A 12,934-nucleotide genomic window follows, 5' to 3' on the forward strand; every position below is an offset into this window, starting at 1 on the left:
AACACTCTCCTATTTAGGGAGAGGTATCTCCATCTCTAACAAAGCACTGCTTAAACTTTTACCATGGGTATCTATCGCTAGTGAAGTAGTTACGCCACCTAGTAAACTATTTTTGCAAACAAAATTATATGATTTAATAGAAGGTAAATCATATCGTATTACATCGCCTTTAAGAATATCCTGCAAATGTTCTTTTACTCTACTTGCTGTTACCTCTTGACCAATCCACTCATAATCATTTTCATTGAATGGTATTAAGGATAAATTTGATGTATTTCCTTTGTCTCCTGCTCTGCTGTGTGCTACTTTATATAGTTTGATTAGTTTCCCTTTCATTAGTTAATACCTCCGTTTTTACCCTTTTATCGACTCGTTCTCTTTCTAGAAACGTTGACACAACACCAATACATTCTGAAACTCTTTTTCTAGCACCTCCGCCACCATACGGACCATTTGTGTATAAAGCTTCCACTTCATTACCTAGAGAAATGGCGTCAGCATTAGATGGACAGAGTGCTATTGCGCGAACCCTCACTTCGTAGGGGTGTTCATTTCCAAAATTTGTTCTATGGACAGAGGATAGTCCAATAAGGTCAACCCTCAAATCTTGAATTGACTTGGAAAGCCTAATTCTTAAGATTTCTTCTGCCATCTTCGCTCTTTCAACAGCAGTCGAGCCAGCATATGAAATTTCTCCTTCCCCTATAAAACCAGCATGATAACCAATCGATACTTTATAAAAATCGGGCTTATTTCTCCCTTTACCTCCTGTTACCATTACTTTGTTTTTTTCTAGTTGTGTTAGCTTTACGTTAGAAAAATCTGCCGTCACATCAGGTGTCAGGTATTGACTTGGATCATGAACCTCATAAAGTAATTGCTCCTTAACAGTTTTTAAATTAATAACTCCACCAGATTGAGGAGTTTTCATAATGATTCCCGTGCCATCTTGGTCAATACTAGCATAAGGAAATCCTAGTTCTGCTAATCCCTCTACTTCCTTTTCTCCTATATCAGCAAAATAACCGCCTGTAATTTGGCCCGCACATTCAAGCAAATGTCCAATGACAGTACCTTGACCTAATTTTTCATAATCCTCAAGAGACCAGTTGTAATAATAGATCATTGGTGCAAGAAATAACGATGGATCAGCCACTCTGCCTGTAATAATAATATCTGCATCCGTTTTCAAAGCTGGTAGAAGTGCCTCCGCCCCAAGATAAGCATTGGCAGAGATGACTTGGTAATCTTTTAATGTTTGGGAGTTTTCAAGAATTTCATTATCACCATCTAGCTCTTGGATTACATCATCACCTGTTACGACAGCTACCTTACATGAAATATCCATTTCTCTTGCAATCTCAAGAACTTTTTTTGCACCGGCAATTGGGTTGGCCGCCCCCATATTTGTGACAATTCGGAACCGCTTCTCATTCAAAACTGGTAATAATGCCTGTAACCGTTTAACAAGCAGAGGATCATACCCTTTGTTTTGATCTTTTTTCTTTTCCTTTTGTGCAATCGCAATCGTTCTTTCTGCTAAACACTCTAAAACTAAATAATCTAAGTCTACTTTTTTTGCTAGTTCAACAGCAGGTTCCAGTCGGTCACCTGAAAATCCGGCTCCACTACCTATTTTTAACATTACTTTCACCTCTCTTATGACTAACCGGTATTTTTTACCGCGTAACTTGCTTTGGTTTATCGTACATTTCATTTCTGACGTTAAATCATGTTCTCCTCCTTTATTAGTAGTAATGCAACTTCCGTGCCAAAATAAAAAAACGCTTATTTGTAAGCGTTTTATAAGTATGAGTTCTAAATATTTAGAAATTGAACCAAAAGTAAAACCTTTTTTTATTGACTTATCGGTAGTTTATCAATATATTCTAAAATTTTAGAATACTTCAAGCCCATTTCTAATTTATTAGAAATCACCTATATTATATTTTTTCATTTTATTATAAAGTGTAGCTAAAGAAACTCCTAATACTTTGGCTACCTTTTTCTTATCTTCGAGGTCAGATCCATGTTTTTTCAGCACATCGATGATAACATTTCGCTCAGTCTTCTCTACTGCCTGCTTTAATAGATGACTAGTTTGTTTATTTGGGATATGCATCATATCACTGTGAAGATTACTTGGTAAATGCTCTGGTAAAATTTCATTGGTATCTGTCATACAAACAGCAAAGTCAATTGTATTTTTTAATTCTCGAACATTTCCTACCCAATCATAGGCTTGAAGAATGGCAAGAGTTGATTCATTTAGTTCATAAGATTGTTCTCTTTCAGAGTGCACAGCATGTTTATTCAAAATAAACTCGACAATATACGGAATATCCTGCTTTCTCTCTCGAAGTGGAAGGATCTCAAGGTGTAAGACATTAAGCCGATAATACAAGTCTTCACGAAATCGTTTTTTCTCGATAAGTTGATGAAGATCACGATTAGTAGCAGCAATCACTCTGACATCAATTTGCCTTTCCCTCGCTTCCCCAACACGCCTAAGGGTGTTTTCCTGTAAAACTCGAAGAAGCTTTGCTTGTAAATCGTATGATAATTCTCCTATCTCGTCTAAAAAGATTGTTCCTGAGTTAGCGATCTCAAAAAGTCCCAACTTTCCACCCTTTTTCGCACTCGTAAAGGTACCTTCGGCGTATCCAAACAGCTCACTTTCAATTAGTGAAGCAGGAATCGATGCACAGTTTACCGGAATAAACGGTCGATCTGCCCGAGGACTCGCGTTGTGTATAGCCTGAGCAAAAAGTTCTTTTCCTGTTCCACTCTCACCGACAATTAAAACAGGTAAGTTTGATTTCGCCGCTTTTTGTCCTAGATAGGCAGCATCTTTTAATCCACCTTCTGTACCGATAATCTGATCAAAGGTATATTTCGCTTGATATAAAGTCCCCATCCTTTCTTTCAATTGTGAAAGCTTTTGCTTATTCTTCTCCAGTTCCTTTGAAAGTTTATGTACTTCCGTTAACCCTTTACAAATCGATACAGCTCCAATTATTTCATCGTTTAAAAGAATTGGCGCCATATCAACAACATATTCTACAATTCCCTCTTTGCGGTAAACACCTATTCGTTCCTTACCATCTTTAAGAGTTTCAACAAGTTGAGCTTTTGGGCGTACATCCCGAAGTGGTTTTCCAATGATATCTTTTGGGTCAACGCCTGTAATTCGTGAATATTCCGGATTGATTAATCGAACAATCTCTTTTGAATCTATGACGAGCACTCCATCATGAATCGAGTAGATTGCAGCTTTAAACCACTCTAATTGGTCTTCTATGGAAAGTCCCTTAAAGTTTTCGTATGTCAATGCTCACCCTCCTCATAAAAATATCTTTTTAAAAATCTTTTTCGTTTATTTGACCCTTATTTTAACAGGAAAAATCTACTTATTTCACTTACAAGTTTAAAAGGTTGATATTGACAGTTTAAATTTTTCCGTATTACTATGAAAGCGTTAACAGAAAGTTCTGATTTTTGAAAAAGTTTTTTTATTCACTATTATACTTTCTGTTATCTTAAACTGAACTCGGAGGAGATTTTTTTATGTTAAATGGCAGAATAAAGATTCTCATCAAAAGCACGATTATCACACTGTCTTTGATCTTCCTTTTCACATTACCAGCATTGGCTGCTACTGGAAAAAACAACGGGACAGTCCAACCGCCTTCTCCCTCTCTTGAACCTGGACATTATTACAAGGAACAGAAGATTACATTAAAAACTAGTACTCCGGGCACAAAAATCTATTATACGACAGATGGTAGCACTCCTACGAAAAAAAGCAAATTGTACTCAGTTCCTATTACGGTCAATGAAGATGTAACGATTAAAGCTTTTGCTATACGCGGTAATGTGAACGAACATGCGTTTACTAAAAGTAACGGAAAAACTAACAGTGAGGTGGTAACATTGACTTATGACTTTGTTGATAGACAAGAAATAGCCGATCAGTTTTTGACACTTGAATATCATAACATGCCTTATCGTCTATATGTTCCAGAAAATTACGATCCTAACGTTTCTTATCCACTCGTTTTATTTCTTCACGGGGGTGGAGAGCGTGGTAACGACAATGAAAAACAATTGCTGGGAAATGATGGCGCGGTTATTTGGGCAGCGCCTGAGAACCAAGCAAAACATCCTGCCTTTGTCCTGGCACCACAGGCTAGAAACCAACATGATGGAGGATTCGGAATCACCCGAAACTCAGATAATATTGTCGATTTAGCTAAAGTTTTTGAATTCTCCCAAGACTTAGGAACAGCTTACAATATCCTTCAAAAAGTTACTCAAGAATACAATATTGATTCTAATCGACTGTATTCTACAGGACTTTCCCAAGGGGGTTATGGGACCTTTAATTTAAATGTTGCATATCCTGACCTTTTCGCGGCGATGGTTCCTATAGCTGGTGGTGGGGATCCTGGTAAAGTTCATTTGTTAAAAGACAAACCAGTTTGGGCATTCCATGCTGAAGACGATGCAGTAATCCCTGTTTCTCACACGAGAAATGCGATTGAAGCGATCAGAGAAGCAGGCGGAAATCCTATTTATACAGAATATCCTGCTGAACTAGGCTATAACCACGGCTCATGGGTTCCAGCATATGATAACCAAGAAATGATCGATTGGATGTTTAGACAGGTTAAACGTTGACATAAAATAGTGCCTGATTCTTTTTGAGAGGAATCAGGCACAAAAGATAATGAATATTCTTACTACCAATGCGATCTATAAATATGGATTGAACTCTTAGTCACATTGTTTTACACCCTTCATCTTTTTTTCAATACTAATTATTTACCATTAACCTTTTTATATAGTCCGATAATAATCTTAGTCCTTTTTCAAGTTCCTCCAATGATGCATACGAATATGAAATACGAAGATGCTCTTGATCATATTTATCATAAACACTACCAGGATTCAATAGTATCCCTTCCTGTAGAGCTGCATCAAATAATTTCCGTGTTGAAACACCTGATTTTAAGTGCAGCCATATATAAAAGCCTCCTTTTGGAATTTCCCAAGTTGCGAAATCAGAAAAATAAGTATGTAAAAGGTTAACAGTATAATCTCTCCGTTGTTTCAGGTTTTCTCTTACTTGAGTTAAATATTGTTCATACAATCCGCTTTGTATCCACTTATGTACAACATATTGCGAGATCGAACTAGACCCGTAATCTGTTTGCATTTTTATGTCCGCAAGGCGATCTATTACAGGTTCAGGCCCAACAACCCAACCAATTCGTAGTCCTGGACTTAATGACTTTGATACACTTCCGATATATAAAACATTACCTTGAGACTCGATTGCTTTCAATGGATTTGGCGGTGGATAATCAAACCATAACTCACTATACACATCATCTTCAATAATTGGCAGTGCTGCCTGTTTGCATACGTCTAGTAATTGTTTCCTTCTTTCTTCCGACATTAGTATACCGGTTGGATTATGAAATGAAGGAATTGTATACAATAAAGCTGCATTGTGCTGTCTTTTTAAACGGCCGATCGAGTCATACTTGAGCCCCTCTTTATCCATAGGTATTCCCAATAAATTCATCCCGGTGGATTGAAAAACATGGACTGAATTGAGGTAAGAAGGTATCTCATGAAAAATGACAGAACCTCGTTTTAACAAACCAATTGAGATTAATTGTAGTGCTTGAAGGGCTCCGGAGACAATCAAGATAGATGCAGGTGATACGCTAATTCCTTTCTTTTTTAAGTAATAGCTAATTGTTTGTCTTAAGGCAAAGCTTCCTTTTGGCTCTTCATATCCTAAAGACAGAATATCCTCACGATCTGTTTGCAGCAATTGTAGCGTTTGTTTATTTGGCAGCAATTCCGGTGAAAGTTCCCCCGTTCCAAGTCTGATGATGTTTGGATTCGCCTCTGATTTATTAATTGTTTGAATGATGTTCATATTAGGCTCGTGGATACCTGATTGTACATAACTAATCCAATCAGGCGGCGGAGCAGAAGCTATCAAACTCCATGTATTATTGATAACTCTTGTCCCACTCCCAATTTTCGATTCAAGTAAGCCCTCAGCAACTAATTCCTCAAGAGCTGTTACAACGGTACTGCGATTGACATTAAATTGTAGTGCTAACGTTCGTTGTGAAGGCAACTTTGTACCAATTGTCCATTCTCCGTTCACCATTTTGTTTTTCATGTAAGTGGTAATTTGCACATGTAATGGGACTGATGAAGATTTAATTGGTTTCCAATCTTCTCCTGACATTTTCTTTCTCCGTTCTTTTTCTTTCATTGTATCAAAATGGTTGGGTCGATTACCAACCAATTGGTTGGAGACAAATCTTGATTCGTCCCTTATGCTAGATAGGAACAGGAGGGAAAAAAGATTTGAAACCAATACTGCATGGAATGATGCTTGCCTTCGGATTAATCTTACCTTTAGGTGTGCAGAATGTTTTTATTTTTAACCAAGGTGCTACACACAAGAGATTTTCCAATGCCTTACCGGCGATTATTACGGCAGGTATTTGTGATACGATTCTTATTTTATTAGCTGTAGCAGGTGTTTCGATCATGATTTTAACGTTTGAATGGCTGCGGACTTTTTTGTTTTTAATAGGATTCTTTTTCTTAGCATATATGGGATGGCTGATGTGGAAAAGCACATCTGAAGTGAGAAACGATCAAAACTCGAACCACTTTTCAACTAAACGTCAGATTATGTTTGCCGCATCTGTATCTTTATTAAATCCTCATGCCATTTTGGACACAATCGGAGTTATTGGCACTAGCTCATTAGTCTATGTAGGCTTTGATAAATGGCTATTTACTGTATCTTGCATTGGGGTATCGTGGATTTGGTTTTTTACGTTAGCGATAATCGGAAAAAAGATCGAACATATTGATACTTCTGGGATTCTATTAAAAAGAATGAATCAAGTCTCTGCTTTGATTATTTGGGGAATGGCAGTTTATATGGGGCTACAGTTATTCTAATTCAAAAAAATCAAAAGGAAGAATCCTCTTTTGTTGTACGAGGATCCTTCCTTTAATACGCTTGAGTTTATTCTTAAAGCACACTCTTAACCTGCTTGGTGTAGAAAAAGCGAACGATGAAAAAGTATACAATTTGGATCACTAAGAATGTCCCTAATACCGTGACAGATTGTTGGAATAGATTAAAATAAAACATGTGTGACAATGCTGTAAGTGCAACCGCTCCATGAATCAGTGCGACGACTATTGGTGCAAAGAAAAGGATCGCCGTTTGTCTCGTCAGCACATTTTTTAGTTCTTTTTCAGTTAAGCCTATTTTTGAGATGCTTTTGAACTTTTGTTTATCTTCATCTAAATCGGCGTAAAGACGGAAATACAGGAAGCTTCCGGCAGAGACGAAGAAGACAATTCCAATAAATAGTCCAATAAACATAACAAGTCCGAAACCTTTATTAATTTCATAGACTTGGTATTCGACAGAAGTGAATTCATAAGGCTGAAGTGCTTTTACTAACGTTTCAGAAGCTTCTAATATGTTTTCTTCACCTTTCGTTACCTGCCAGGCATGATAAATCTCTTCCATTGCTGGAGTTTGTAGCTCTTTGTAGTTTTGATCTGACACAACATAGTAAGAGTCAATCTCAGGAAGCGCCCTTGAGAATATAACTTCCATTGGCTTTAAGATTTCACCGGTATTCAATTTTATGGATTGCCTTAATAACTCATCTGTCTGTCCATATGATGAATCTGTAAATTCCACAACCTTTATTTGACCTTTTTCGATCTCAATCGTATCTTCCCCAATCAAGGCAGCAAAACGGTTAAAATCTGATTCACTCGTTATGAGATTTGTATCTTCCCCTACCTCATAGTAGCGAAGCAGTGTTTGCTCATGATCCGCTTTCATGTTTTCTTGATCTATTGTCTTATTAATCAACGAAACATCTTTATCTTCATTATTGTCTATTACCCGATAGGAAAATGTCGTTGGATTTGTATTTTTAAACGTGGATGTAAGAATGCTTTGAAAACCGTAAAGGGAGCCGATTGCACTAAAGGCAACAGTTGAAACAATTGCGACCAAGAAAAACGTACGAGCATTATCTTTCATTCGAAAAGAAAGATCGGATAATAAAATCATATTCGTTTTTCTCCAGAAGACATTGTTCTTGTTTTTAAATTTACGGATAATATAAACACTTAATTGGGTAAAAAGTAAATACGTCCCCAAAATGACCACGATCACAACAGGCAGCAGTGCTGCTACTACTTGCAGCCCCTCCACTATTAGAGCAACAGTATACCCAATTCCTATCAAAACACATGCAAGAATTGTTAGAAAAATATTCGCTTTTGGTTCCCCTTTTGACTTCTTATTTCCTTTTATTAAATCAATTAGTTTCCTACTGCGTAGAATATATGAGACAAATATTGAAATAAAAAAGAATAATACGATAAATGAAACAAATGTTGAAAGAATGGCTATCAGCGGAAAGTAAAAGTTAAGACCTTCTTCAATGACAAGGACATTTTCTGCGACCAGTAAAATGACCTTCGCAAAAACTAACCCAAATAAAATACCACATATCGTTGCAAAAAATCCAATAACCATGTTCTCAAGAAACACCATAAGACGAATTTGCCTTACTGACATTCCTTGCATCATTAATAAACCAAACTCATTTTTACGCGTATTTAAGAATGAGCTCATTGAATACATGATGAAGAAAAACGAAAAGACATAAATGATAATTGCAGCCGTGTACATGCCAATTTTCACATAAGAATTCATTTCATTTCCACTCAATGTCGGATGAAAAGCAAATATAGCAAACGTAAAAAAGACCATAACAGTAAACATACTACTTAGAAAGTAGGCAGCATACAATCGTTTATTGCGGAAAACGTTGTTAAACGCGAATCTGCGAAAGGTCATTTCCATCCCCTCCCAGCAGTGAAAGTGTATCGATTATCTTTTGGAAAAATGCTTGTCGGTTATTTCCACGATGAATTTCCGAATAAAAATGTCCGTCACGAATGAAAATGACACGATTACAATAGCTTGCAGCCAGCGGATCATGTGTGACAAGTAACATTGTTGTGCGTTCTGTACGATTAATTGATTCTAACATCTGCATTACATCCTTCGATGATTTAGAATCAAGATTCCCTGTTGGTTCATCTGCAAGAAGTAACTTTGGAACATGTATCATTGCTCTTGCAACAGCTGCCCTCTGCGCCTGGCCACCCGAGATTTCATAAGTTCGTTTATTCATAATTTGAGAAATCCCTAATTTTTCCGCAATTTCACTCGCCTTTTGTTTCATTTCTTTTACCTTTTTCCCATCAAGTGTCAAGGGAAGAACAATATTTTCTTCAACAGTTAAAGTGTGTAATAAATTGAAGTCCTGAAAGACAAAGCCAAGCTCTCGTCTGCGAAATTTCGCCAGATCTTCTTTCTTCAGAAGATGAGGGTTTTCTCCATTAATTAAGATTTCTCCAGTTGTTGGTTCATCAATTGTTGCTATCATATTCAGCAAGGTTGTTTTTCCACTACCAGATGGACCCATAATTCCAACAAATTCACCTGATTCAATTGATAATTGAATATCCCTTAATGCTTTATATGCGATTTTACCTTCATAAATTTTACTTACGTTTTTAACTTCCAACATCACAAGATCTCCTTTCACGTTATCTGATCTGTGATTAGTATAACGCGCTCATGTCTTGCTAAACTATCGATTCCTCTTTCACTTTCCTTACAGTGGTGTAAGGTTTTGGGTTTCAGAGAAGATGATTCGAAAGGTTGATCCCGTTTCCTCTGCTGACTCCATTTCCAAGCGATGTCCAAGATGATCTAATGTCTCTTTTACTAAATACAAACCCATTCCTGTTGATTCCCGATATTTCCGCCCATTTTCTCCGGTAAAAAATGGTTGATAGATTCGCCGCTTATCTGTTTCAGGAATTCCGATCCCAAAGTCTCTTACTTCAAGCACAGCTTCCTTCTCTTTTTCATAAATGGAAATTAAAATTTGGTTACTTTTCCCTATAGAATATTTAACCGCATTGTTAATAAGCTGAGATAGGATAAAAAACAGCCATTTTTCATCCGTTTCAACTGTTATTCCTTCCTTTTCTATGACTAGCTTTGGATATACTGAGTTTCGGATATAGAACCGCTTATTTTCTCCGTTTACCTCCTGAACAACTTTCGATAAGTTAACCGGTTTAATATGAAAATCTTGTTCAATTGTTTTAAATCGTGCCATATAGAGGACAGTATTTAATCCTGATTTCATTCGATCTGTTTCTTCACGAATACTTGATGAATCTGGTTCATCTAAATTTTGAGCTGTTAATTCAATCACTGACAGTGGTGTTTTCATCTGATGCACCCATTGATCCATAAACTTTCGATGCTCTTCCTGTTGCTTTTCAATGAATTCCAGTTGACTTTGAAAAAGGACATATTGTTCACGCAATACCTTATCAAAAGCAACTGACAATGCGGCTTTATCTGTTGTTTGAAAGGTATCATCTAGTGAATTAAGAGGTTTTTGAAGACGTTGGTAAAGCTTGCGATGACTTATGTAATAATAAATAAGATAAATAGCTAGGATAAAGAAACAGAGAAAGGCAGCATATAAAAACAGCTTGAGATCATGATACCCATCAAGCCAGAAGATTGAAAGGATAACGATCAATTGAATCGTTTGGACAACAAGTAATAAGGAATGTTCCCTGAAAAATAATTTCATCCCTTTTTCTCCACCCACGAAATATGCAATCGATACCCCGCACCTCTAACTGTTTCTACAACATCTTCCAGGCCAATTTCTTGAAGCTTTTTTCTTACTCTTGTAATATTCACATTTAATGTATTTTCATCTATATAGGTTTGATCATCCCACAGTTTCTCTAGTAAATCTTCCCGTCCTGCTACACGTGGATACCGTTCCATCAAGCTTTCGATAATGTCTGATTCCTTTTTCGATAAAGACACAGTTTTTGTCTGGAATGTTATTTCTAATCTTTCCGGGAAAAGACTCAGTCCGTTGTTTTCCAACACCCTCTCTTCTACCTTTGTCGCATATTCTCCGTATGCACGGCGAAGCTGACTGCGGATCTTAGCCATTACAATTTCTGCACTGAAGGGCTTTGTTATATAATCATCACCGCCATTTTCAAGGGCCATCACTTGATCCATTTCACCTATGCGCGCAGAAATAAAGATAACCGGGCACACCGATTCCTTTCGAATTTGCCGGCACCAGTAATACCCATCAAAGCTTGGAAGGTTAATATCAAGAAGAACAAGCTGGGGCTTGGTGCGATAAAATTCATCCATAACATGGTCGAAATCTATCACAGTTGTTACCTCGTAGCCGTATTTTTCTATATGTTTTTTTAAATGATCTGATATTTTCGGGTCATCTTCTACGATCATTATTTTTTGCATGTTCATCACTCCTTGGTTCATGGTTAATTATGGCATATAAAAGAAGGACGTACAAAAGAAATCTCTGAAATGCCAACACAACTAAACCAATTTCTATCATAATATTTCTTCATAAAGAAAAGGACCATACTATAATAGTAAAGGTCCAAAAATTATCTAAGTAAAATAGTAACGAATCCCCTCTATAATGTGAGGTTTCATTTGTTAAGTCTTTTAACAGTATGTAAGAATTTTATTCCATTAAGACTCGGATTTGTTCTTTAATAAATCTCTTATCTCCGTTAATAACTCAATATTTTTATCGACAACAGGTGCTGCCTGGGTTTCTTTTTCTTTCTTTTTAAAATATTTGTTGATGATTCTCACAAATAGAAAGATTGAGAAGGCCACAATCAGGAAATCAACCACATTCTGGATAAATAAACCATACTTCAGTTCTTCACTGCCTACTTTTACAGTCAGATCTGTAAAATCAATTCCTCCCATTAGAAGTCCAACAAGCGGCATTATGATGTCATTAACAAGTGATGTTACAATTTTACCAAAGGCTGCCCCGATAACGACACCGACAGCTAAGTCCAGGACATTTCCTTTTAGTGCAAATTTCTTAAATTCATTCCACATTACGATTATTTCACCTTTCTTAGCATAATAAATGTTTATTATACTAGAATGCAGTGTGAAAACCAAATACGATAAGTAAAGAAGCACCCATTAAAGGATAAAGAGTTCCATTTACCTGGTTCCTTCTATTAGCATTAAGTGATCATCTGTTATTCAAATATACTAAAAGTGTCCTATTAATTAAGAGTTTTTAATATTCCCTAGTAAAAATAGTATTTTGTCCCTTTCATAAAATATCTCTCAGAATATGCTGTATTACAAAAGATGAAAGGAGGGAAATTTACAAATGAGGAAACTTACTTCTGGACCATTTTTTGTACCACTATCTATTGATGGCACTCCGAGTGGAGCAGTTGAATTTCTATTAATTGGTTTAAAGAATCTTGCGAATATAACTTCAACCGTTAAAGTATCAGTTCATGTTTGTAGAGATGTTGAACTATACCCATCTACTCCACCAGAGATAGAGATTTGTCACCAAATAGTTAAAATACCTGCGGGGAACTGTGCAGTTCTAAAATTAGATGCTGGACCATGTACCTTCCAAGGTAACAACATGCTTCGTGTAGCTGTTGAGGGCGATATAGAGAAAGATGGAAATAAAATAGTAGTAACCTTGTCTGGTGGGAAAGAGGACGGACGTACTGCAGCAGCAATGACGTTCAAACATCAAGAATTTATCGAGTTTGATGATTAACTGAAACTAAATCCGCTTTAAATAATCCCCATTTGTATATAACAAATGGGGATTATCTTTTCATTATTCTGCTCTGTTTGTTGAGGAAATGTGCATCATACCGGCAAAGGACACGACGTATAAAATGACATTAGCTTTAATCT

At 36.6% G+C, this 12,934-nt stretch carries 12 protein-coding genes; 3 read left to right on the top strand and 9 right to left on the bottom strand.

Annotated features, from left to right (window positions below):
- Positions 1 to 9 precede the first annotated feature (9 nt).
- From HWV59_RS14235 to HWV59_RS14245, 3 genes are all read right to left on the bottom strand, one after another.
- The gene (locus HWV59_RS14235; RefSeq protein WP_102231316.1) at positions 10 to 336 is read right to left on the bottom strand and encodes an AtuA-related protein; all 327 of its coding nucleotides are present in this window, start codon (positions 334 to 336) and stop codon (positions 10 to 12) included.
- Positions 308 to 1,645 carry an acyclic terpene utilization AtuA family protein gene (locus HWV59_RS14240; protein ID WP_175639230.1) on the bottom strand — a complete coding sequence of 446 codons (1,338 nt, stop codon included), beginning with the start codon at positions 1,643 to 1,645 and terminating at the stop codon, positions 308 to 310. The genes HWV59_RS14235 and HWV59_RS14240 overlap by 29 nt, the downstream gene beginning before the upstream one ends.
- Positions 1,646 to 1,927: 282 nt before the next feature.
- Positions 1,928 to 3,331, bottom strand: coding sequence for a sigma-54 interaction domain-containing protein (locus HWV59_RS14245; RefSeq protein WP_175639231.1), 1,404 nt, complete (start codon positions 3,329 to 3,331; stop codon positions 1,928 to 1,930).
- A 236-nt stretch (positions 3,332 to 3,567) separates the two neighbouring features.
- On the opposite strand from HWV59_RS14245, the gene HWV59_RS14250 reads away from it, so the two are divergent.
- A complete protein-coding gene (locus HWV59_RS14250; RefSeq protein ID WP_175639232.1) occupies positions 3,568 to 4,680 on the top strand; it encodes a chitobiase/beta-hexosaminidase C-terminal domain-containing protein in 1,113 nt (370 codons plus the stop codon).
- Positions 4,681 to 4,816: 136 nt separating this feature from the next.
- Here HWV59_RS14250 and pdxR read toward each other — a convergent pair whose 3' ends face one another.
- A complete protein-coding gene (gene pdxR, locus HWV59_RS14255; protein ID WP_175639233.1) occupies positions 4,817 to 6,274 on the bottom strand; it encodes a MocR-like pyridoxine biosynthesis transcription factor PdxR in 1,458 nt (485 codons plus the stop codon).
- A gap of 122 nt (positions 6,275 to 6,396) precedes the next feature.
- On the opposite strand from pdxR, the gene HWV59_RS14260 reads away from it, so the two are divergent.
- The gene (locus HWV59_RS14260) at positions 6,397 to 7,005 is read left to right on the top strand and encodes a LysE/ArgO family amino acid transporter (RefSeq protein ID WP_175639234.1); all 609 of its coding nucleotides are present in this window, start codon (positions 6,397 to 6,399) and stop codon (positions 7,003 to 7,005) included.
- A gap of 73 nt (positions 7,006 to 7,078) precedes the next feature.
- Here HWV59_RS14260 and HWV59_RS14265 read toward each other — a convergent pair whose 3' ends face one another.
- From HWV59_RS14265 to mscL, 5 genes are all read right to left on the bottom strand, one after another.
- Positions 7,079 to 8,941 (bottom strand): ABC transporter permease, encoded by a 1,863-nt coding sequence (locus HWV59_RS14265; protein WP_175639235.1) that lies wholly within the window; start codon positions 8,939 to 8,941, stop codon positions 7,079 to 7,081.
- The gene (locus tag HWV59_RS14270) at positions 8,916 to 9,680 is read right to left on the bottom strand and encodes an ABC transporter ATP-binding protein (protein WP_175639236.1); all 765 of its coding nucleotides are present in this window, start codon (positions 9,678 to 9,680) and stop codon (positions 8,916 to 8,918) included. Before HWV59_RS14270 ends, HWV59_RS14265 begins: the two co-directional genes overlap by 26 nt.
- An 87-nt stretch (positions 9,681 to 9,767) precedes the next feature.
- A complete protein-coding gene (locus HWV59_RS14275) occupies positions 9,768 to 10,769 on the bottom strand; it encodes a sensor histidine kinase (RefSeq protein ID WP_102231308.1) in 1,002 nt (333 codons plus the stop codon).
- Entirely contained in the window at positions 10,766 to 11,470 is a 705-nt protein-coding gene (locus tag HWV59_RS14280; RefSeq protein WP_175639237.1) for a response regulator transcription factor, read from the bottom strand. The genes HWV59_RS14275 and HWV59_RS14280 overlap by 4 nt, the downstream gene beginning before the upstream one ends.
- 240 nt (positions 11,471 to 11,710) lie before the next feature.
- Positions 11,711 to 12,094, bottom strand: a complete 384-nt coding sequence (gene mscL / locus HWV59_RS14285; protein WP_102231306.1) for a large conductance mechanosensitive channel protein MscL — start codon at positions 12,092 to 12,094, stop codon at positions 11,711 to 11,713.
- A 286-nt stretch (positions 12,095 to 12,380) separates the two neighbouring features.
- On the opposite strand from mscL, the gene HWV59_RS14290 reads away from it, so the two are divergent.
- Positions 12,381 to 12,791, top strand: a complete 411-nt coding sequence (locus tag HWV59_RS14290; RefSeq protein ID WP_175639238.1) for a hypothetical protein — start codon at positions 12,381 to 12,383, stop codon at positions 12,789 to 12,791.
- Positions 12,792 to 12,934 lie beyond the last annotated feature (143 nt).

It is taken from the genome of Metabacillus schmidteae, from assembly GCF_903166545.1.
Lineage (GTDB): Bacteria > Bacillota > Bacilli > Bacillales > Bacillaceae > Metabacillus > Metabacillus schmidteae.